Origin of the sequence: Psychrobacter sp. Arc9 (assembly GCF_041431295.1) — a bacterium.
GTDB lineage: Bacteria > Pseudomonadota > Gammaproteobacteria > Pseudomonadales > Moraxellaceae > Psychrobacter.
In genome coordinates this window covers 23373-44936 of the sequence record NZ_JASMRK010000018.1, presented here as the reverse complement: position 1 = coordinate 44936, position 21564 = coordinate 23373, and the positions used below count along the sequence as shown (strand labels likewise).

The 21564-nt window shown below is 44.4% G+C and carries 20 protein-coding genes; 11 read left to right on the top strand and 9 right to left on the bottom strand.

Annotated elements, in window-relative coordinates; all coding sequences use genetic code 11:
* Positions 1-44 precede the first annotated feature (44 nt).
* From hutH to hutI, 3 genes are all read left to right on the top strand, one after another.
* On the top strand, positions 45-1607 hold the full coding sequence (gene hutH, locus QO187_RS10080; protein ID WP_371548257.1) for a histidine ammonia-lyase: 1563 nt from the start codon (positions 45-47) through the stop codon (positions 1605-1607).
* A gap of 23 nt (positions 1608-1630) precedes the next feature.
* Entirely contained in the window at positions 1631-2674 is a 1044-nt protein-coding gene (gene hutG / locus QO187_RS10075; RefSeq protein WP_371548256.1) for a formimidoylglutamase, read from the top strand.
* A gap of 108 nt (positions 2675-2782) precedes the next feature.
* Positions 2783-4060 carry an imidazolonepropionase gene (gene hutI / locus QO187_RS10070; protein ID WP_228153205.1) on the top strand — a complete coding sequence of 426 codons (1278 nt, stop codon included), beginning with the start codon at positions 2783-2785 and terminating at the stop codon, positions 4058-4060.
* 114 nt (positions 4061-4174) lie between these two features.
* Here hutI and gdhA read toward each other — a convergent pair whose 3' ends face one another.
* Positions 4175-5521 (bottom strand): NADP-specific glutamate dehydrogenase, encoded by a 1347-nt coding sequence (gene gdhA / locus QO187_RS10065; RefSeq protein ID WP_371548254.1) that lies wholly within the window; start codon positions 5519-5521, stop codon positions 4175-4177.
* A 622-nt stretch (positions 5522-6143) separates the two neighbouring features.
* Here gdhA and QO187_RS10060 point away from each other — a divergent pair.
* The 6 genes from QO187_RS10060 to QO187_RS10035 all read left to right on the top strand — a co-directional run bounded on the left by QO187_RS10060 (position 6144) and on the right by QO187_RS10035 (position 10515).
* Positions 6144-6506, top strand: a complete 363-nt coding sequence (locus tag QO187_RS10060) for a roadblock/LC7 domain-containing protein (protein WP_010201036.1) — start codon at positions 6144-6146, stop codon at positions 6504-6506.
* A gap of 176 nt (positions 6507-6682) precedes the next feature.
* Positions 6683-7177, top strand: a complete 495-nt coding sequence (locus QO187_RS10055; RefSeq protein ID WP_101205202.1) for a PAS domain-containing protein — start codon at positions 6683-6685, stop codon at positions 7175-7177.
* Between the two features lie 3 nt (positions 7178-7180).
* Positions 7181-7930: a PhnD/SsuA/transferrin family substrate-binding protein gene (locus QO187_RS10050; protein WP_160022000.1), complete on the top strand. Its 750-nt coding sequence runs from the start codon at positions 7181-7183 to the stop codon at positions 7928-7930.
* Positions 7931-8054: 124 nt separating this feature from the next.
* On the top strand, positions 8055-8678 hold the full coding sequence (locus QO187_RS10045; RefSeq protein ID WP_371548251.1) for a hypothetical protein: 624 nt from the start codon (positions 8055-8057) through the stop codon (positions 8676-8678).
* Positions 8679-8818: 140 nt separating this feature from the next.
* Positions 8819-9433 carry a hypothetical protein gene (locus tag QO187_RS10040; RefSeq protein WP_102090409.1) on the top strand — a complete coding sequence of 205 codons (615 nt, stop codon included), beginning with the start codon at positions 8819-8821 and terminating at the stop codon, positions 9431-9433.
* Positions 9434-9834: 401 nt separating this feature from the next.
* Positions 9835-10515 (top strand): methyltransferase, encoded by a 681-nt coding sequence (locus QO187_RS10035; protein WP_371548249.1) that lies wholly within the window; start codon positions 9835-9837, stop codon positions 10513-10515.
* Positions 10516-10534: 19 nt separating this feature from the next.
* On the opposite strand, the gene QO187_RS10030 is transcribed toward QO187_RS10035, so the two are convergent.
* The 7 genes from QO187_RS10030 to nfsB all read right to left on the bottom strand — a co-directional run bounded on the left by QO187_RS10030 (position 10535) and on the right by nfsB (position 18425).
* Entirely contained in the window at positions 10535-11086 is a 552-nt protein-coding gene (locus tag QO187_RS10030) for a GNAT family N-acetyltransferase (RefSeq protein ID WP_371548247.1), read from the bottom strand.
* Positions 11087-11158: 72 nt separating this feature from the next.
* Positions 11159-11881 (bottom strand): nucleotidyltransferase family protein, encoded by a 723-nt coding sequence (locus QO187_RS10025; protein ID WP_102093865.1) that lies wholly within the window; start codon positions 11879-11881, stop codon positions 11159-11161.
* Positions 11878-13215, bottom strand: a complete 1338-nt coding sequence (locus tag QO187_RS10020; protein ID WP_102093864.1) for an XdhC family protein — start codon at positions 13213-13215, stop codon at positions 11878-11880. The genes QO187_RS10025 and QO187_RS10020 overlap by 4 nt, the downstream gene beginning before the upstream one ends.
* Positions 13216-13326: 111 nt before the next feature.
* The gene (locus QO187_RS10015) at positions 13327-15750 is read right to left on the bottom strand and encodes a xanthine dehydrogenase family protein molybdopterin-binding subunit (protein WP_102093862.1); all 2424 of its coding nucleotides are present in this window, start codon (positions 15748-15750) and stop codon (positions 13327-13329) included.
* Between the two features lie 2 nt (positions 15751-15752).
* A complete protein-coding gene (locus tag QO187_RS10010; protein WP_102093861.1) occupies positions 15753-16745 on the bottom strand; it encodes a xanthine dehydrogenase family protein subunit M in 993 nt (330 codons plus the stop codon).
* On the bottom strand, positions 16742-17413 hold the full coding sequence (locus QO187_RS10005; RefSeq protein WP_102093859.1) for a 2Fe-2S iron-sulfur cluster-binding protein: 672 nt from the start codon (positions 17411-17413) through the stop codon (positions 16742-16744). The genes QO187_RS10010 and QO187_RS10005 overlap by 4 nt, the downstream gene beginning before the upstream one ends.
* A gap of 355 nt (positions 17414-17768) precedes the next feature.
* Positions 17769-18425, bottom strand: coding sequence for an oxygen-insensitive NAD(P)H nitroreductase (gene nfsB, locus QO187_RS10000; protein ID WP_102093857.1), 657 nt, complete (start codon positions 18423-18425; stop codon positions 17769-17771).
* A gap of 383 nt (positions 18426-18808) precedes the next feature.
* Between nfsB and QO187_RS09995 the strand changes: the two genes are divergently transcribed.
* Both QO187_RS09995 and QO187_RS09990 read left to right on the top strand, forming a co-directional pair.
* Positions 18809-19468: a DsbA family protein gene (locus tag QO187_RS09995; RefSeq protein ID WP_102093856.1), complete on the top strand. Its 660-nt coding sequence runs from the start codon at positions 18809-18811 to the stop codon at positions 19466-19468.
* A gap of 44 nt (positions 19469-19512) precedes the next feature.
* Positions 19513-20208, top strand: coding sequence for a haloacid dehalogenase type II (locus QO187_RS09990; RefSeq protein ID WP_102093854.1), 696 nt, complete (start codon positions 19513-19515; stop codon positions 20206-20208).
* A gap of 115 nt (positions 20209-20323) precedes the next feature.
* On the opposite strand, the gene QO187_RS09985 is transcribed toward QO187_RS09990, so the two are convergent.
* Positions 20324-21454, bottom strand: a complete 1131-nt coding sequence (locus QO187_RS09985; RefSeq protein ID WP_102090419.1) for an S-(hydroxymethyl)glutathione dehydrogenase/class III alcohol dehydrogenase — start codon at positions 21452-21454, stop codon at positions 20324-20326.
* Positions 21455-21564: the final 110 nt, after the last annotated feature.

Sequence of the window (21564 nt, the reverse complement as noted above, 5' to 3'; positions counted from 1 at the left end):
TATAGTGGAATGACTATATGACTTACAACACTAGGATGACCCCTATGAACAATATCAAACAACTAACCCTACATCCTCGCCAGCTTAGCTTTGAGATGCTACGTGATATCTACGAGCAGCCTGTCGTATTGACACTGCCTGAGAGTGCTTATGAAGCGATAGATGCATCGCACGAAGATGTACGTACCATCATTGCACGAGACAAAAGCGCTTATGGTATCAATACTGGTTTTGGCCTACTTGCTAAGACACGTATCAGTGATGATCAGCTTGAGCTACTTCAGCGTAACCTAATCGTTTCTCACTCAGTGGGCACTGGTGAAGCGTTGCCAGACGGTGTAGTTCGATTAATTATGGTCATGAAAGTCGCCAGTCTGGCGCAAGGTGTCTCTGGTGTACGCCGCGAGGTAGTTGATAGTTTACTTGCCTTAATCAACAATCAAATCACACCCAATATCCCAGCCAAAGGTTCAGTTGGCGCATCTGGTGACTTAGCGCCATTATCACATATGACGCTGGCGATGATGGGTGAAGGTGATGTCTATGTTGACGGTAAAAAAGTACCTGCGGCTGACGCTCTAGCACAGCATGGACTTGAGCCTATTACTCTTGCAGCTAAAGAAGGCCTTGCACTGATCAACGGTACGCAAGTCTCAACCGCGCTAGCATTACGTGGTTATTTCTTGGCGCGTGATTTACTTGAGACTGCGACCATCGTCGGCTCGATGTCGATTGATGCGGCAAAAGGCTCGGACTCACCATTTGATGCTCGTATTCATGAAGTACGTGGTCATCATGGTCAAATAGAAATCGCCAAAGCACATCGTCAGCTAATCAAAGGAAGTGCTATTCGTGCCTCACACGATGGCGAGCAAGACGATAGAGTGCAAGACCCTTACTGCCTACGCTGTCAGCCTCAGGTCATGGGTGCCTGCCTTGATATCATCAACCAAGCAGGGAAAACTCTGCTAATAGAATCTAATGCAGTAACTGACAACCCACTTATTTTCAATAACGAAGATGGGCCAGTTGCTATATCAGGTGGTAACTTCCATGCTGAGCCTGTCGCCTTTGCCGCCGATATTTTGGCCTTGGCTATCGCTGAGATTGGCTCGATGTCTGAGCGCCGTGTGGCCTTGCTAATCGATGCGACGCTATCAGGTGGCTTACCGCCATTCTTGGTTGATAACGCTGGGGTAAACTCAGGATTTATGATTGCTCATGTGACCGCCGCAGCACTGGCTTCAGAAAACAAATCTATCGCCCACCCTGGTAGCGTCGATAGTATCCCGACCTCTGCCAACCAAGAAGACCATGTCTCAATGGCAACTTATTGCGCACGTCGCCTATACGAGATGGCGCAAAACACTGCCACCATTATTGGTATTGAACTTCTGGCTGCTGGTCAAGGCATCGACTTCCATCGCGGACTAGATACGTCAGAGCCGCTGACTGTGGCACATCAGAAACTACGTGAAAAAGTGACTTTCTATGACAAAGATCGCTATCTAGCCCCTGATATCGAAGCAGCTAAGCAGTTGGTATTAGATGGTACGCTTGCTGAACATTGGCAGTCACTACGCAGCGATTGGTATGAGTCTAAATAAATATTGATGTGCGGAGAGCAGCGATGACAATAGTGAGAACAGCAGCAACGACTACAAGCATCAGCCATACACCTGCTGATATAACCCAGTGGACAGGACGTGCAGAGCCATTTGAGACTGCACGTGCCCGCTATTGGTATCAGCTTGCTCAGCCTTACGAGGATCAAAGTATTGGGCTAATTGGCTTTGCCTGTGATCAAGGCGTCAGACGCAATCAAGGCCGCGTAGGTGCTAGAGCTGCCCCGCCATTGATTCGTCGAGCTTTTGCTACGTTGCCAGTCATCGCTGATTTACAACAACGCTTTGATGGTCAATTATCAACCTTATTGGGTGATGCTGGTGACATTCATTGTGATGATAATGACGGCTTTGCCGAGAGCACCCTTGAGCAAGCTCAGCTCAAATATGCTGATGCAGTGAGTACTATTGTCAAGCAAGGTGGTTTGCCCATCGGACTTGGTGGCGGTCATGCCATCGCTTATGGTAGCTTTTTAGGATTATGGCAGGCTCTAGAAAGTCAAAAAAATGCAGATGTCACGCCTACTATCGGGATTATTAATTTTGATGCTCATCTTGATATTCGTCAGTCTGATGTAGCGACTTCTGGGACACCATTTCGCCAGATTGCCGAGCATCTTGACTCATACGATCAGCCTTTTCACTATTGCTGTATTGGCGTCAGTCGATTCTCTAATACGGCGGCGCTTTTCGATCGTGCCGAGCAATTGGGCGTACAGGTCATCAGTGATGAAGAGTGTCATTATCAGCCTTGGGATACACTTGCTGAGCGGGTCAAAAGCTTTATCAATCAGGTTGATATCATATATTTAACCATCGATATGGACTGCTTGCCATCTAGTGTCGTGCCGGGTGTAAGCGCACCTGCCGCTTACGGCATTGAACTAGGTTTTGTTGAGCGCATGGTCAAAACCATCATGGCATCAGGCAAAGTAAAAATGGCAGACATTGCTGAGATTAACCCTACCTTTGATATTGACAGTCGTAGCTGCAAAGTCGCTGCTCGCTTACTAGCGACTATTGTAGAGCAGTACTTACTTAGCGCTTAGATCTTTAATAAAGGTCTCTGACTCCACAATAATTAGGAGCATATTATGAATGAATTAAAGAACTCCGTATCGAAAAATCCTATAGAACAAACGCTAGATGCATCTACTATGACATCATTTGATCATATTATTATCAATGCCAATATTGCTACTTTTTCAGAGCAGCATGGTTTTGGCATTGAGACAAGTGATAATGTCGATAATCAAGCTGATAGTAACCCATATGGTCAGCTACTTCACGCGGCTATCGGTATCAAAAATGGCAAAATCGCTTGGGTTGGCACACAGGATCAAATCACTGCTCATTTGCCTAAATATCAAGCTAGCCAAATCACAGACGTGGATGGTAAATGGATAACCCCAGGGCTTATCGATTGTCACACGCATATCGTCTATGGTGGCAACCGCAGCAATGAGTTCGAAGCGCGATTGCAGGGCGTTAGTTATCAAGATATTGCAGCACAAGGCGGCGGTATTGTCGCGACGGTCAGTGCTACCCGCGCTGCCAGTATTGAATCGCTATTTGCCCAAAGTGAAAAACGTTTAGTCGCGCTCATGAAAGAAGGCGTTACCAGTATCGAAATCAAGTCAGGTTATGGTCTCGACTTAGACACGGAGCGCAAAATGCTCACGGTCGCTCGTCAACTGGGAGAAAAATACGACATTCATGTAAGTACCACGTATTTGGCGGCTCATGCCTTGTCACCTGAGTATAAAAATCGTGCAGATGACTATATTGAGCAAGTCTGCGAGTGGCTGCTAATTCTGCATTCAGAAGGCTTGGTTGATGCAGTAGATGGATTTTGTGAAAATATCGCCTTTAGTACAGAGCAAATCAGACGTGTCTTTGAGGTCGCGCGCTCATTAGATCTACCAGTCAAACTGCACTCTGAGCAGCTGTCCGATATAGGTGGTAGTGCCTTAGTTGCTGAATATAAAGGACTATCGAGCGATCATCTAGAGCATTTGTCAGAAGAAGACATCAAAAAAATGGCCGCTAGCAATACGGTTGCCGTGATATTGCCAGGGGCGTTTTATACGTTACGTGACACTAAGTTGCCACCGATTGAGGCATTACGCAAACATCAAGTTCCTATAGCAATTTCAACTGACTGTAACCCTGGCACCTCACCGTTAACGTCGCTGTTATTGACGATGAATATGGGTTGTACGTTGTTTTACCTCACACCTGAAGAAGTGCTGGCAGGCTCGACAGTATATGCAGCACAGGCGTTAGGACTATCTAACAAAGGCAGAATAGAAGTGGGCTGCGATGCTGATTTAGCGCTATGGGATATTGCTCGTCCTGCTGACTTGGCCTATCAAATGGGGTTAAACCCTATCCAAGGTATCATGGTTCAAGGAAAATGGCGCGACACAATATAATCAACCTACCTTTGTTTATCTCAATTAAAAAGCCCCAACCATTCAATGATTGGGGCTTTGCTATTTGTCCATATTAACCAACCACTAAGGCTTGTTTACCACTTATAAGTAAGACTAGTTCAAAATACCAAAAGCGACCAACGCATCAGCCACACGTTTGAAGCCAACCATATTGGCACCAGCCATATAATCGATATACCCATTGTCAGTTTGACCATATTGTTCTGAAGCATTCGCAGCACTGTCGTGGATATCTTTCATAATACCTTTTAGACGCTCATCGACTTGCTCAAAGGTTTGATATTGACGGACAGAGTTTTGCGACATTTCAAGCGCAGATACTGCTACCCCGCCCGCATTAGCAGCTTTACCAGGTGCATAATGAACACGGTGCAAACGGATATAATCAATTGCTTCCGCAGTGAGCGGCATATTAGCGCCTTCCACCACATACTTCACGCCATTTTCGACCAATAATTTGGCATCAGCTTCATTGACTTCATTTTGAGTAGCGCATGGAATCGCAATATCAGCTTCAAACTGCCATGGTTTTTGTTTAGCAAGCCACTCGCCACCATAAACATCAATATACTCTGCTAAAGGCTTGTTTTGCTGCTTTTGTTTTTTGAGCCAATCAATTTTTTCTTGATTGAGACCCTTTTCATCATGCAACGTCCCTTGTGAATCAGAGACAGTTATTGCCATACCACCTAGCGCATTCACTTTTTCGGCAGCATGTAATGAGACATTACCTGCCCCTGATATCAGCACCCTTTTGCCTTGAAGCGTATCGTTCTGAGCGATGAGCATGTTTTCTAAGAAGTAGACTGCACCATAGCCAGTCGCCTCTGTACGCATCAAGCTGCCACCGAAGCCCACACCTTTGCCAGTGATAACCCCTGTTGATTCACGCGTTAAATTCTTATACATCGCAAACATATAGCTAACTTCTCGACCACCGACGCCGATGTCACCAGCAGGCACATCCATGTCTTTGCTCACGTAATGATGTAGCTCACGCATAAAGGCATAGCAAAAACGACGAATCTCGCTGTCCGTTTTGCCTTTAGGATCAAAATCTGACCCACCTTTACCGCCGCCAATCGGTAAGCCAGTTAAGGCATTTTTAAAAATCTGCTCGAAGCCTAAGAACTTCAATACGGATTGATTGACGGTAGGATGGAATCTAAGACCGCCTTTGTAAGGGCCTAGAGCATTGCAAAACTGCACACGCCAACCACGATTGACTTGTACCACGCCTTGATCATCTTCCCAATTGATACGAAAGCCAAATACCCGATCAGGCTCTACCAAACGCTCGAATACCTTTAACGTACTATATTCAGGATGCGCATCATATAAAGGTTGAATCGTAATTGCCACCTCTTTTACTGCTTGAATAAATTCGGGCTGATGGGCATAACGTGCTTCGACTTTTTGGATGGCTTCACTGATGCTCATGTATTTCTTCCTTAGGATAAAACTGGTGATAGTAATTATTTACATCGACGCTACAACATATTGAGTAAACGAAAGGGCTATAAACGTTGATGTAAGACTGAAATCGCCCCTATACAAGATTATGTATAGAGACTGATAGGATCAAAAAAGCTGACTCAATTTGTATCTTTATAACGCATTTAGAAGTGTCAACATTTATCCCCTCATGACTGTATATCATTTTTGAGACTTATAAGTCTAGTAAATATCTTCATCATAAGAATCTATAAGTGATTTTTATTAGCTAAATTTCAGCGGCTCCGTTTGATAGCAATGGTGGACATTAATCTATAGTTACAAAAAATATCTCTATTGAAAAAAATACCAAGGATCTTGCTAGGTCTTCAACCGCTCATCGATTAGACATAATAAAAAACCATCATTTTCCTCGAAAAAATAAAGATAAAGGGTAATGATTTGATGACAAAAGGCATAAAAGTCCAAAAAATTTACTTTTAATTGGGCAAATGTATATCAATATTATTAGTAAGGATTTATAACACCTTTCTTTAAACAAGGATATTTTTGACTAACTTCATTAGTTCATAAATAAAAAACCAATCACCAGTACAGAGAAAGCGATATGCGTACAGATTCATTTCAGCAGATATTGGAAGACTTAAACAGTTCATCAGCAGATGTTGAAGCATCTGCCCTAATCTCTAACGATGGTCTTATGATTGCTTCAGCTCTACCAACCGGCGTGGATGAAGATCGTGTGGGTGCTATGTCAGCAGCATTATTATCATTGGGTGATCGAGCAGGTCGCGAGTTGGCACGCGGTAGTATCGATCGCATTATGATTCAAGGCGAGAAAGGCTATGTCATCATGACCTCATCAGGCGATGAAGCCGTACTTACCATCATGGCAAAACCCAATGCCAAGCTTGGCTTGATATTCCTAGATATTAAGCGTGCCTCAGAAGCGTTGGCAAAGCTCATTTGATTGGCGACTGCTTATCGAATTTATTAGCTTTTAATTACTATAAACATAGTCGGTTCAATATAATTTGAATATAAGAAAACCGAGTGAAAGTACTACAAGTAGTAGGCTAAGCAAGGCTGACACCGTATCCAATTTATAGAGGATTGACGACATAACGATCAACGAAGGAGATGACCATGGGTTCTCCAATCCCTGATGCACACAAACCCGATATGCCTGCTGAGCAAATCACGATGACTTATCATGATGGCACGTCACGGACTGTCTATGATACTGGTATAGAGCGCCCCTACCCAGATGGCAAACTGATTGTCTCGCGTACCAATCTCGACGGTATCATCACTCACGTCAACGACGCCTTTGTCGAAATCAGTGGCTATCATGTAGATGAATTGATTGGCCAACAGCACTATATTTTGCGTCATCCTGATATGCCAAAAGCTGCCTATAAAGACTTATGGAGTACTGCCGAGTCTGGACAAAAATGGCATGGCTATGTCAAAAACTTATGCAAAGACGGCAGTCATTATTGGGTCTATGCCACTGTGGTGCCTAACGTGCGTCGCGGTGAAACCGTCGGCTACACCTCGGTACGACGCAAACCATCACGCAGCAAAATTGAAGCGGCGATGACTCAATATGCCCAAATGAAACAAGATGAGGAAGGCTAACTCATGACGACACACAATATGTTAATCGCCCCTGATTTTTCGCCTGATCGCTTTGCAGGCTGGCACATGTTCAACACCTTGATTCAAAAACGTGCCAACTTAAATATGCATCTCAATATTCCTGCCTCTCACGCTGAGCAAGAGCAGGTCATTGATGCTGGTGACATTCAAATCATTTATGCCAACCCTTTTGATGCAGCCACTCTCATCCGCGAGCAAGGCTATCGAGCCATTGCCCGACCTATCGGTAAATCTGACGAGATGATCATTGCAGCCGCTGCCAATAGCACTATCAGCCGTTTGGAAGACATTCAAGCAGGGGCTACTGTCGCGATGGCCGACAACCGAGATGTCAAACTGATTGGCTTGCGATTGCTAGAAGCCGTCGATATAGAAGCCTCTGATCTCAACTGGGATGTGACCGAGACCTATCAAGCGGCTGCCCGAAAAGTCATCAAAGGTGAAGCCCAAGTCGCGTTTTTCTTGGCAGAGATATTTCATAGCTTTTCACGCTTGACCAAAACTCAGCTATCGGTACTTATCGAAAGTGACTTGGCTGATATCAGTCATGTACTCCTTGTTAAAGAAGACTTTCCTGACGCGCAAATCTTCCTAGAAGCCATCCTCAATTTACACAACGATGCAGATGGTAAAGAAGCCTTGGCTGAGCTCGGCATGCCTCAAGGGTTTGAGCCAATGAGCGAAGAAGATGCCGAGTTTATGATTGATTTAATGCAGACGTTATTGGATTAGTCGCTCAACCATTGTATTGATATCAAGCGCTATTTCTCTGGATTACATCATCGCTTGTTATATGGAGTCATCACCACTGAAGCAAGCACCGTCGTAATAATAGCGATGACAGGAGGGTATTATTATGTCTGATTCAGACCTGATCAAAGAAAATGAAAGAGTCGCGCACCGAGTATTTCGGTTTTACTCTCGTAAAGTATTTTTAGCTCCTAACAACCGTCACTTTCATGAGCAGCGTATCAATGCAGCGTTACTGTTGACGGAGAAAGAGCCGTTACAAGGCGCTGTAGCGGACTTTTTTTATGGGTGCTGGTTTGATATCCCATATGATGTAAACAACCTATTTACTCGTATCAAAGATCGTTTGTATCCTCATGTCCAGCAAGGCTTTCGCGATTGCATTGATAAGAAAAGATACATCCAGCGCAATAGTATGTTGGCCACTCGTTGGAGTGTGCTGATATCCCCTTCTCTCAATGAGCAAAAGCAACGGCTGCGTATCAGCAGCGACGATGCCCGAGAAATCGCTAAAGATATCACCACTGAGCTGATGCAAGCGCGTGAGGACGAAGACTGGGGTACGATTGAGCAAATCGAAAATGAGTTTTTTGCCCATTGTACTGCGCGCAATGATCGTCTCGCATTTTCGCTGGTATGGTTTCGCTTGGGTAGAAGTGATTGGCAGTTCGATGCACGTTGGGACAACTGCCAACAACATCTCGATCAAACTACAGTCAAATCCATATAAATCCGCTACATCGTCATCCTCGCTAAGCATACTAATGTATAACTTACGCTCGGTTTCCTTGTATCGAAATTATTTGAACTCAACGATATGAAAGCCTAATTTGTCACCTATTAATCACTTTTATCATAATGGTAGTTACTATGTCCTCTTACTTAAATGCTGATAAAACCTATCTTACCCTGACGCCAGCTGGTATTTTTGAGGCGTTTTCACAGAACGAACCAACTGATGAGCAGTTGGCATTACAGGATTTGCTGTCTTATGATCAGACACTGCTCGCTGCTGACTGGCTTCAGCGTTATTCTGAACAATGGCTACAAGGCTTTATCGAACAAGGTTGGATTGAAAAGCTGTCGCTGTTTTTACCAGCGCCTAACTTGCCATTGGACCAGTTTTTGCCTTATGTCGTGGCGAGCTTATCTGGTAAACGCCGTGCCGCGATCGGCTCTGATGAAGGGTTTTGTTTGGCACGAGTTGGCTATAGTCAAGAAGAAGCGGACATGCTCAGTGTCGCCGCCGCTGATTTTTCAGGCTTTATGCTCCGCCAAAAGCAACGTGGGTGGGCAGTAGAGAGTCAGGCAATCTCGTTTTTTCAACAGGTCGACCTACTCATTCCTGAGACCAGCTTTGTATTTTTATGGATAGATAATGCAGGCTACGTTCTCATCATCGATGGCGAACCTCTGACCAACAGTCGTGCCTTTGTAGAGTTAGTATGGGCCCTTAAAACGTCTGGATTGAGATTTCTTAACTGATTTAACTCGCTTAATTCATTCCACTATATCGACTGATTTGATGCTCAAGCTCAATCTTTTACGCGAGCATAAGCAGTGCGCTTAGCTAAAATCAAACGCACTGCTTATGCTCATGCAAATCTTTTCGTACCATTCTTATCTATATCACTCTTTGATATCAGCCAATTCTACGCAGCAATAACAATAGTCTCAGAATTAACAATAACTTGTCAGAATTTAGGTCATACTCTCATCACACATTTAAGTATTTTCTTGCCACGACTTAAGTTGCCACAAATCTCTAATCATTCAAACATCTATACAGCTTCCAACATTTTAATTATCTTTTTCAACGTTGTACCCTACCGAAATCGGCAACCCCTGCCAAAACTTGCATTCTTGCTTATTTTTTAGGACAGTTTATGACTTCGCTGACCACTGTGCGCGTGCGTTATCAAACGATTGAAATTGGCAACACCGACATTCATATTTGCACTTTGCGTGACAATCAACAATTTAGCGACCCTGACGATGAAGCGTTAAATCTGGGCATCTGCTCCGCTTCTTGGCCGATGTTTGGGGTGATATGGCCGTCAAGCTTGGTGCTGGCCAATCATATGCTCGATTATGATATTACAGGTAAACGTATTTTGGAAGTTGGCTGCGGTATGGCGCTCTCTAGTTTGCTACTTAACCATAGACATGCGGACATCACAGCGACTGACTATCATCCAACGGTTGAGTATTTCCTTGATAGAAATACCACGCTGAATAATAATAAAGAGATTAATTTTGAGCGTTTAGACTGGGCAGAGGACAATAGCCATTTGGGTAAGTTTGATATGATTATCGGCAGTGACTTGCTCTATGCAGACCAACACATTGATATATTAGCCGAGTTCATTGACCGTCATGCTATGCCGACTTGCGAAGTCATCGTGGTCGATCCTGGTCGCGGTCGCAAAAACAAGCTAACCAACAAGATGACTGAGTTTGGCTTTAGTAGTAAGCATGTAAAACCTGAAAATACGACTTATCTAGACTTGCCATTTAAAGGGCATATTCTGACGTTTTCGCGAGATAATAGTAGCCAAACAGAGTAAAAGCCAGCTGTCAATGCAATTAAGTGAGCACAGTATCCTGCCATTGCTGCCGAGTGATTTTGTACAGCACATGCTTAGCGAGCCGATGATTAGACTCAAGCATAGGGTGAAAAAAATCCTCCTGTGTATTTGTCATACCAAGGCGCTCCATAACTAGTTGTGAGCGCTTATTGATAACGGCAGTAAAGGCAACGACTTCCTCAGTCTCTAGCTCAACAAAGGCAAAATCCAGAGATGCTCGGGCAGCTTCAGTTGCATAACCTTGTCCCCAATAGTCATTATGTAAGCGCCAAGCAATCTCGACAGCAGGAGAAAACGGCATATCGGCATGCGCATGATTTAACCCAACCATACCGATAAAAGTATCTGTTTCTTTTAGACTCACCGCCCAAAAACCCCACCCATTATCATCAATCAGCGACTGGCATTTTTTGGCGATAGCATTACTCATCGAAGTAGTTAATAACTTAGGAAAGTATTCCATTACTTTAGAATCAGCATTCATCTCAGCGAATGGCGCAAAGTCGCTCGCTTGCCACTGTCTGAGATACAGTCGTTCGGTTTCTATCATATTTATAATTTTATTCTCTCGCATTTCGTTGTTCAAAATGAATACTGTTCAAAATCAATTAAATTAATCAAGTTAGCTATCAAGCCAGCCTTGTTGTTTGGCAAATGCTAGCTGCTCGGGCGTATCAATATCGTAGCTAAGTTGGTCATTATCGACCTCACCTATTTGATCAGCGGGCAACCCTCTAATGAGGTGACGAAGCCCTTTATCTCCTATCAATTCTGACTGCCACTGTCTAAGCAATTTATAGTTAACTGCTAAAGGCAGACCTATAATATCAGACACCGTTTGATCTCGATTTTGATGTTTCGCTAAATCTTGCCAACTGTGATAGCGACTGGCCACTACCGTCTGCTTGCCCGCTAGCAAAGCTGTTAAATGTGGCTCATCTAATAATACTTGATCTACTCCCATGATGAGCACTCGATCGATTGAAGTTGATTCAAGAGCAACAATTGCCTCAACACCCAGACTCAAACTATGCGCCATACCAGTATCAGCTTGTGAGTTCACCACTATTTGAACCGTTGGATATTGATTAGCCAACTCTGTAATCGTACTAGCAATCAAACGATGGTTATCAGGAATGACAACGACGATGGCTTTCGGATTGGTAGTTGTTGTCAGTCGAGTCATATAAGTAATTAACGGATCGCCATGTTTAACAAGTAGCTGCTTGGGTTGGCCAAGGCGCTGACTGAGGCCACTTGCCAAGATGATGACCGCATGGTTTTGGCTCTGCTGTTCAGTACTTTTTGTATGTTCAGCACCTTCTGTAAATGCACGCTTGCTCATACGCCACTCTGGACAGTATTGGCATCTGTATTACTACTCACCGCTGGGATATCTGAAACATTGTTATGCGAACCACTTACTGGAGCATCTTGATTGTGCATGACTGCATTAATCTCTGCCATGATGCCAAGCGCGAGTGCCTCAGGGCCATCTCCGCCCAGCTTATAACCAATCGGATAATGCAATTTATGAATGCCAGCTTCTAACATAGTAGGATTGCTAAGATTCATGCTAATCTCATTAATCAAGCGTTCAGTACGATAGCGCGGCCCCAATTGCCCTAAGTATCTATAATTGTCTGGATGTTCGAGCAGTATTGCTAGGCGAGCACGATCTTGACTCAAACTGTGTGACATCAGAGCGACGGCTGCGTTATTACTGAGCTTAAGCAAAGTCTCACGGTCATCTAAGGGTATCGACATCACAACATCTGCTTGAGGAAACCGCATACGCGTCGCATATTGCGAGCGACTGTCTACGACCGTCACATGCCAATCTTGTAGCTTGGCCATGGTCACTAGTGGCATCACGTCGTTACCTGCACCGCAAATCAATAGACGCAATTGTGGTTGCAGGCGTTGTACAAGCCACTCTGTTGTTACCTTGCCGTTTTCCACCGTCACATATTCGGCATTTTTATCAGATAGCTTATATTCTGCTAACTCTTCTACGGTATTGGCAAGTATGCTTGAAAACGCTGTCTTCCCTAGTGCAGAAACGCTTCCCAAACTGCGGTATTCATCTAAATTAATCCGCATCCCGATTTGCAAGTTATCCCTGTTTTGCGATACAGAACCTTGATGCTGATAGTCGTTAGCACGAATCAAAGTCGCTACAGTAATCGGCTGCTGAGTACGTCGAACATTACGGATTGTCTCTAGCAATGGCGTTGCTGTCGTTAGTCGCTCAAACAATACATGCACTCGCCCATTACAGCCCAATCCAAAATTAAGCTCATCAAAATCCGCTTCATCTAAGCCGCTATTTAAGTCGTTATCTAAATCGCTATCTGGCCCATCATATATATCAGACTTAGTTTCTTTAGCACCTGCTTGCGCTTGGCCATCGTCAGCATATTGAATGTCATCACCCGTCTGATAAACTTGCACATTGGCACCGTTACGAGTAAGCCAGAAGGCACGTTTGATAATGTGCGGCTCCAAGCAGCCACCACTAATCATCCCAACTGAGCGACCATCCTCACAGATGAGCATCATCGCGCCAGCACGGCGATATGCTGAGCCTTCAGTACGTACAACCGTTGCCAATACAGCATCAATACCTTGTTGCTTAGCTTTGATTGCCAGCTTAAGAATGTCAGCGACCTGATTCATAACGCCTCTTATTTGGTAGTTATTTTCTTGATAATAACGAAATATACTGCTGATTGAGTTATAAAAACCCGCTCATTAAGCGGGTTGCTGTCGTACATATGGCTTAAAAATTTACTCTGGCATCTCGTAAAGCAATTTATCAAGCGTAATCGGAAAATCATAAACGCGTACGCCGACGGCATTATAGACAGCGTTAGCAATCGCGGCGGCAGCACCAGCAATAGCAGTCTCCCCAATGCCCTTGATATGCATTGGGTTGGTATAAGGATCATCCTCTTCTACCAATATCACATCTAACTGTGGTACATCGGCATTGACTGGCACATGATATTCAGCGAGATCATGGTTACACAGGCGTCCGTCACGTTTATCGTGGATGACCTCTTCCATCAACGCTGAGCCAATACCGAATACCATGCCACCATAGCATTGCGAAGTCGCTGTTTTATGGTTAAGAATACGACCAGCGGCAAATGCACCTGTCATACGTTTCACCCGAATCTCACCAGTGACTTTATGAACCGCCACTTCAGCGAAGTTCGCACCAAAAGAGGCTTGGCGATGGCTCTTACCGTTCTTACCCGGTTTTATCTGGCCTTTGGCAGTGATTTTTTGCTCATCATAGTCAGCGACCACATCCGCAAGCGCATAAGACTCTGTATTATCAAAATCATACTCTTGTGATGCTGACTGTCCTGATAGCGAAAGCCCTGTGGTTTGCGATAGCTTATCAATAGTGCTGTCAGCAAATGATTGGCCGCTCTTTTTGGCAGCTTCCATTGCCGTTAAAGCATGCTCGCCTGTTTTCTTGATTTGACCATTGTCTAACTGAATGTTGTCAGGATACAGACCAACTTTTTCTGCTAGCATTTCACGCAGCTGCTCACAAGCAAGATAGACACCACTACCCGCACTCGCAGCACCCCAACTGCCACCTGAGCCTGATGCTGGTGGCAATGCACTGTCACCTAGTTTCATCTCAACATGGTCGATAGGCAGTCCTAACAGGTCTGCCGCTACCTGAGAAAACACCGTATAAGACCCTGTACCGATGTCTGTCATGTCTGTCTCGATAACTGCTTTGATACCAAGTGCTTTTGACTCATCTACCTGTAAGGTTGCACGTGCTTCAGATGGCTGTAATTGGTTACCACGGGCAGCCGCCGCCATGCCTGTACCTATCCACCAGTCACCTTCTAATTGACTGGCAGGCTTGGGATTATGCTTATCCCAACCAAACTGTTCAGCGCCCTTCTCCATACAAGCGACTAGCTGACGGGTGGAGAAAGGAATCTCTTCGGTAGGGTCCTCTTCAGGCTCATTACGGCGGCGCAGCTCGATTGGATCAATGTCCAGCTGTGAGGCTAGCTCGTCCATGGCACATTCAACCGCAATCAAACCCACCGCCTCACCCGGCGCACGCATCGAGCCTGATAATACTTGATTCATATCTACCATCTGATAATGTACACGGCGGTTTTCACCACGGTATAGATAATGGGTAGATAATGCCGTCGGCTCAAAAAAAGCTTCTCCTGGCAAATTACTGGTCGTAGTATCATGAATAAATGTGTTGATAATACCTTCTTTATTACAACCAATAGCGATACGCTGACGCGTGTTTGAGCGTCTGACCGTTGCTTCCATCACTTGTGAACGCGTCATCGTGATTAGCACAGGACGACCCAGATCTTTCGCAGCAATCGCCGCTGCAATAGATTCAGGAGCAATACCGAGCTTACTACCGAATCCACCACCCACATAGTGTGCGATCAGTTGTACTTGATCTTTATTTAGGTCCAGAGCATCCATGACTTGCTGTTTGCAAGAAGCGATCATCTGATTGGAAGTATACAGAACGAGCTTATCGCCTTCCCAATGAGCCAACGTTGTATGGGGCTCCATCGGAGAGTTGCTTTGACTTGGGGTATGATAAAAGCGATCAACGGTCACTGCCGCATCAGCTAAGCCTTGGTCTGGATCGCCTTGGACATTATTTTTATCAGAGCCTTTTTCTTCATCTACCGCATGTGCGTTAGAGAGCTCTTGGGTAAAGTTCAGTGCCGCTTGGTCAGTCTCATCCTTATAAGTCACTTTCAGCGCTTTAGCGCCTTCTCTTGCCGCCTCAAAAGTCTCAGCAACCACGACAGCAATAGGCTGACCATGATAAAAAATCTCGCTAACCCCTTGCTTGGGTGCTTTAGTTTTTGTCCCTTGTTGAGAGTTACGCAAAAAGTGCTCAGGATCGGTCACGACTTTAATAATATTAGGAATGCCTTTTAGAGAGTCACTATCGATACTCTCAACTTGACCTTTAGCAATGGTCGCGCCTACCAATACACCATAGGCTTGATTGTCCAAGTATATTTCGGCACTGTATTTCGCTTGACCGCTAACCTTTAGGGAACCATCAACACGGTTAATTGGCTTACCAACCAGTTTGCTCGCTGTTGTGCTAAACAAAGACTCAACAGGCTCATCCATGGTCATTTTTTTGGTCGGTTCTGACTGAGTGATTGATTCAAATAATGACATGATTATGCTCCCTCGCCCGCTAGTGCGCGCTGAATGACTTGTTTTAGTAGGCGACGCGTCAACGGTATTTTAAAGTCGTTTTGACCATTACCTTTGGCATCATTCAATAACAGATTGGCAGCTTGCGCGATAACATCATTATTGCCATCAGTACCCATTAACAACGTTTCAACTTCCTCGTTACGCCATGGCTCCGTACCGATACCACCAAATGCCAATCGTACCGTTTTTAGATTACCGTTATCATCAGCGTCTATCACTGCGGCACAGGACACGAGCGCAAACGCATATGAGGCGCGATCTCGCACTTTGTCATAAGTATGCATACCTTTGACAGGTGCAGGTAATACAACGTGAGTAATCAGCTCACCTGCTTCCAATACGTTTTCGATATGCGGCGTGTCTTTTGGTAAGCAATAAAAATCCTTCACATTGATAGAACGAGTCGATCCATCCGCTTTAACTGTCTCGATAGTGGCATCAAGCAAGCGCATTGCTACCGCCATATCAGATGGATGCTGAGCAATACAGTCATCGCTCGTGCCCAAAATAGCTAGCGTACGGTTCTCGCCATTAATAGCTGGACAACCGGTTCCCGGTTCACGCTTATTACAGGCGCTGTCCGTCTGATAAAAATAATAACAACGGGTGCGCTGTAAGAAGTTACCGCCAGTCGTTGCTTTATTACGCAGCTGACCAGTCGCTCCTGCCAAAATCGCTCGGGATAATACTGGATAATTTGCAATAACCTCAGGATGCGCTGCCAAATCGCTGTTGGTCACAAGCGTACCGATACGCAAACCACCGTCAGCAGTGGTTTCGACTTGCTCTAATTCTAAACGGGTAATATCAACCAATTTAATTGGCGTTTCAATCTCCAATTTCATCAAGTCTAACAAGTTGGTACCACCTGCGATAAAAGACGCATCTTTGGTACTAGCAGATATTGCCGCTTGCTCTGGTGCATCAGCACGACTATATTCAAAGCGTTTCATGAGCGGCCTCCTGTTGTAGCAGTTGCTGTCTTGTTATTCGCTGAGGTCCTACCAAGTTGCGCCTCGCTCGGTGGCGGTGACCAGATACCTGTCACGCTTGAGTTTTGCACTGCGTTGTCTGTTGTTTGAGTACTAGACTCTGATACTTGACTCTCTGAAACCTGACTCTCAAGCACTTGTGAAATGGCTTTAATGATATTTGGATAAGCTGAGCAACGGCAGATATTACCGCTCATGCGCTCAGCAATTTCTTGTACAAGGAGACCATCAGGATTTTTTAAGTCGGTGCTAACATGGCTTGGCCAATTTTGTTTCACTTCTTCTATCAATGCGGTCGCTGAACAAATCTGACCTGGCGTACAGTACCCACACTGAAAAGCGTCATTGTCTTTAAACGCTTGCTGCAATGCCGATAATGACTCTGGCATCCCGATGCCTTCGATCGTTGTGATGTCATCACCATCATGCATAACGGCGAGTGTCAGACAGGAATTGACCCGTCGTCCATTGATGAGCATGGTACAAGCCCCGCATTGACCATGGTCGCAGCCTTTTTTGGGTCCAGTAATTTGTAGGTGCTGACGACAGACGTCGAGCAGTGTCGTACGAGCGTCAAGATTTTCGAGCTGATAATCTTGCTTATTGATTGTTAAGGTCAAAGTAGACATGCTGGCTTCTCGCTGGCAGGTGAATATAATAGAGTGGTGAAATACGCTTCAAAATGACAATGTCAATAAATTTATTATGACGTATGAAAACAGTTGTTTTGTTTTTACTTTGTAGGGATTCCAGTGTAGTTTCTAATCTGCAAAATTCTCGAAATATTAGCGCTGCTACTCGAAATGTTAGCGCTGCTAATAGGTAGTATATTTTTTATCATCAGTTTTTAACGTTATTTCAAAGGAAGTCCCTAAAAAAAAGCCCCATAAACAGTCAGTTTACGAGGCTCTTAAATAGAATTTTTACGTATAGTATTTAGTAGATCTGTCTATCAAAAATGTTCTTTGCTTAGATAATAACTGGCTATGCCTTCGTGATAATCGTTTCTTCATCAAAACGTGATTTTGGTAATTCAGCGTTAAAGTCATCTTTACTACGATAACCAAGTGATACGACTGCCACAGCGGTGTAGCCTTTACTACGTAAATCAAACTCTTTATCAAGTGCTTTCAAATCCGCCCCTTCCATCGGAACCGCATCAATACCCAAAGCTGCTGCCCCTAGTAGCAAAGCGCCCATATTAAGATACAATTGCTCTATCAACCAATGTGGTTCGTCCTTTTGCTCATAACGACGAATGTCCAAAAACATTTTACGCGTCTCATGCATTTGCTCTTTAAATTTTGGCTCTGCAAAACGACCATCTGCATCTTCTTTTTCTAAGATGTCATCCAAAAACTCATCATCAGCATAGACACGGCTACAGAATACAATGACGTGCGAGGCACCTTTTACTTTGGCATCGTTGAACTCATACATGCCCTCAGTGCCTTTTGCGATTCGGGCTTTACCTGCTTCATCATCAGCAATGACAAAATGCCACGGCTGAATGTTGGTACTCGAAGGACTAAGGCGCAAAATATCCTTTAGACTTTGGAAATCTTCTGCTGAGATTTTCTTATCGGTATCAAATTCTTTTGTGCTGTAGCGCCAGTTCATTGCTTCAGTGATGTTTTTCATCTATGACTCCGTTATTGATATTTGTTCTTCTTAGAATTTTTCTTCTTCGATTGCTATTTAACGAAGTCACTTTAAATAAAAAGCTATTTTATAACTATGCTTGCTTGGTTAAGTATTCGTAGGTTTTGTTATGACTGAGTCAGCGTATTGCAAAAACGCCTACTTTCTTATTAGTAATGGTTACAATTACGCTACCGAATTGGCGACGCCGACTGCGCAGACTACATTGTAATCACTTAGTCATTCTCTTAGTATGAACTGACTTGATACATGGTAACTAGTTATAGTTGTCTGATAACTAGGTATATCTGCTTGATTCCAACTGATATGCCACTATCTATATATCCCAAACAAAACATACATAATAATACCCGTGAGGAAATATGAGCACATCAGAAAAACCACTCCGAATAGATATCGTCTCAGACGTCGTCTGCCCTTGGTGCGTTATCGGCTATCGTCAATTGGCAGCAGCACTTGAGCAAACCAATACCGCTCACACTATCCACTGGCATCCGTTTGAGTTAAACCCAAATATGCCAAGTGAAGGTCAAAACCTACGTGAACACATCATTGAGAAGTACGGCTCTACTAAACAAGAATCAGATGCTAGCCGAGTCAGAATGACTGAAGCTGGACAAGAAGTTGGCTTTGAATTTAATTTCAATGATGATACACGCATGCACAACACCTTTAACTTGCATCAGCTGATACATTTCGCTGATCAACAAGGCCGCATGCATGAATTAAAGCAAGCCTTGTTTGCCGCGCATTTCACCAATAACAGAGATATCTCCGATATCAACGTGCTTGCCGATATTGCAGCAGAGACTGGGCTTGATCGTAGTGAATCATTGGCAGTGTTAGAAGGTCAATTCTTTGCGAAAGAAGTACGAGCAGAAGAGCAGCATTGGCAACAGCAAGGCATCCAAAGTGTACCAGCGATTATCTTTAATGAGCGTCATCTGGTCAGCGGCGCTCAAGGGGTCGAGAACTATGTCAGTATCTTAGAGCAATTGGCCAACATGAACATGACTGAGTAAACCACCTGACGTTATAAAAATGTCATTCTATAAAAGGATACTTTATGTCTTCTGAACGCTTTCCCTCGATTATTGTATTCGACGTCAACGAAACACTGCTCGATATCGATACGCTAACGCCTTTATTCATACGCGTCTTTGGCAAGCAAAGAGTGCTAAGAGAATGGTTCGCTCAGCTAGTACTGTACTCGCAAACTATGACGTTGTCCGGTCTCTATACGCCTTTTGGTGAACTTGGCGTTGGTGCTCTGCAAATGGTTGCTGATATCAGACAAGTGACTTTGACAGATGCTGATATCAATGAGTTCAAAGAAAGAATGAGCTCGTTGCCGGCTCATCCTGATGCAGCGCCAGCACTGACTCGTTTGCGTGATGCAGGGTTTCGACTGGTCACGCTGACTAATTCAGCAAGCAGTGCGTCTCCAACGCCATTAGAAAAAGCAGGACTCAGTCAATTCTTTGAGCAGCACTTTAGTATTGAGACTGTTGGCAAGTTCAAGCCAGCACCTGATACTTATCAATTGGTGGCTGATACGCTAGCCGTTGATACGTCAGACTTATGTCTTGTTGCCTGTCACCTCTGGGATACTATAGGTGCACAAGCGGCAGGTTGTCGCGGTGCATTTTTGACCCGTCCTTATAATGCAATGCTGAACGCGCCCAATGTACCAGTTCCTGATTTGACTGCATCAGATTTATCGACACTAGCGGATCTAATCATTAGCAAAAAGAATGCTTGATACATTTAAACTTTAAGCTATGCGTGAAAATAGTATTAAAAAAAGGCTGCTTCAATATTGAAGCAGCCTTTTTATTTTTAACAAAGCATTTCTAAGACAATAACGTCGTTGCTAACTACTCTGAGAAATGTACAACCGTACGGATACTTTCGCCTTTGTGCATCAAGTCAAACGCTTCGTTGACGTCTTCTATCGGCATCGTATGAGTGATGAAGTCTTGTAAAGGAATCTCACCTGCCAGATAACGCTCGACATAACCTGGTAGTTCTGTGCGACCTTTTACACCGCCAAATGCTGAGCCCTTCCAGACTCGACCAGTCACTAACTGGAATGGACGGGTTGAGATTTCTTGTCCAGCACCAGCGACACCGATGATGACTGACTCGCCCCAACCTTTATGGCAGCACTCTAGCGCTGAACGCATGACATCGACGTTACCGATACATTCAAACGAATAATCCACACCGCCATCGGTTAGATCAACGATGACTTCCTGAATCGGTTTGTCGTAGTCTTTTGGATTGATGCAATCGGTTGCGCCTAGTTTTTTAGCTAACTCAAACTTGCTCTCGTTAATATCAATCACAATGATACGGCTGGCTTTTGCCATCGCCGCACCGATGACTGCGGATAGTCCAATGCCGCCCAGTCCAAAGATAGCAACGGTAGCGCCCTCTTCAACTTTTGCAGTATTCATGACCGCGCCCATGCCAGTAGTTACACCGCAACCAAGCAAGCAGACTTCTTCTAATGGCGCTTCTTTATTGACTTTAGCCAAAGAAATCTCTGGTAAAACCGTGTACTCAGAAAACGTTGAGCAACCCATATAATGGTAGATAGGTTCGCCGTCTTTGTAAAAACGCGTCGTGCCATCTGGCATCAAGCCTTTACCTTGCGTCTCGCGTACTGCCGAGCAAAGATTGGTTTTTCCTGAGCGGCACATTTTACAGACGCCGCATTCTGCCGTGTACAACGGAATGACATGGTCACCGACCTGAACGCTGGTCACGCCTTCGCCAACTTGCTCAACGATACCGCCGCCTTCATGACCCAAAATCGCAGGGAATACGCCTTCTGGGTCTTCACCAGATAAGGTAAAAGCATCTGTGTGACAGACACCACTGGCGACGATTTTTACCAATACTTCGCCTTTGCGCGGTAGCATGACGTCCACTTCTTCGATAGATAGTGGCTGTTTTGGACCCCACGCGATGGCGGCTTTTGATTTAATAAACTTATCAGACATAAGAATCTCTCTTTTTAATTGATTGTTATTTATGGGTGACGACATAACAGTTGCGTTATAAGTACAAGCAGTTTTAATAACTTTCTAACGAATTTTATGGATTTTGGCGT

Coding starts and splice junctions, on each gene's coding strand:
- QO187_RS10055 (WP_101205202.1), top strand. CDS start 6,683: ATGGGTTCTCCAATCCCTGATGCACACAAACCCGATATGCCTGCTGAG.
- QO187_RS10035 (WP_371548249.1), top strand. CDS start 9,835: ATGACTTCGCTGACCACTGTGCGCGTGCGTTATCAAACGATTGAAATT.
- gdhA (WP_371548254.1), bottom strand. CDS start 5,521: ATGAGCATCAGTGAAGCCATCCAAAAAGTCGAAGCACGTTATGCCCAT.
- QO187_RS09990 (WP_102093854.1), top strand. CDS start 19,513: ATGTCTTCTGAACGCTTTCCCTCGATTATTGTATTCGACGTCAACGAA.
- QO187_RS10020 (WP_102093864.1), bottom strand. CDS start 13,215: ATGAATCAGGTCGCTGACATTCTTAAGCTGGCAATCAAAGCTAAGCAA.
- QO187_RS10050 (WP_160022000.1), top strand. CDS start 7,181: ATGACGACACACAATATGTTAATCGCCCCTGATTTTTCGCCTGATCGC.
- QO187_RS09985 (WP_102090419.1), bottom strand. CDS start 21,454: ATGTCTGATAAGTTTATTAAATCAAAAGCCGCCATCGCGTGGGGTCCA.
- QO187_RS09995 (WP_102093856.1), top strand. CDS start 18,809: ATGAGCACATCAGAAAAACCACTCCGAATAGATATCGTCTCAGACGTC.
- QO187_RS10015 (WP_102093862.1), bottom strand. CDS start 15,750: ATGTCATTATTTGAATCAATCACTCAGTCAGAACCGACCAAAAAAATG.
- QO187_RS10010 (WP_102093861.1), bottom strand. CDS start 16,745: ATGAAACGCTTTGAATATAGTCGTGCTGATGCACCAGAGCAAGCGGCA.
- hutI (WP_228153205.1), top strand. CDS start 2,783: ATGACATCATTTGATCATATTATTATCAATGCCAATATTGCTACTTTT.
- hutG (WP_371548256.1), top strand. CDS start 1,631: ATGACAATAGTGAGAACAGCAGCAACGACTACAAGCATCAGCCATACA.
- nfsB (WP_102093857.1), bottom strand. CDS start 18,425: ATGAAAAACATCACTGAAGCAATGAACTGGCGCTACAGCACAAAAGAA.
- QO187_RS10060 (WP_010201036.1), top strand. CDS start 6,144: ATGCGTACAGATTCATTTCAGCAGATATTGGAAGACTTAAACAGTTCA.
- QO187_RS10025 (WP_102093865.1), bottom strand. CDS start 11,881: ATGAGCAAGCGTGCATTTACAGAAGGTGCTGAACATACAAAAAGTACT.
- QO187_RS10045 (WP_371548251.1), top strand. CDS start 8,055: ATGTCTGATTCAGACCTGATCAAAGAAAATGAAAGAGTCGCGCACCGA.
- QO187_RS10040 (WP_102090409.1), top strand. CDS start 8,819: ATGTCCTCTTACTTAAATGCTGATAAAACCTATCTTACCCTGACGCCA.
- QO187_RS10005 (WP_102093859.1), bottom strand. CDS start 17,413: ATGTCTACTTTGACCTTAACAATCAATAAGCAAGATTATCAGCTCGAA.
- hutH (WP_371548257.1), top strand. CDS start 45: ATGAACAATATCAAACAACTAACCCTACATCCTCGCCAGCTTAGCTTT.
- QO187_RS10030 (WP_371548247.1), bottom strand. CDS start 11,086: ATGATAGAAACCGAACGACTGTATCTCAGACAGTGGCAAGCGAGCGAC.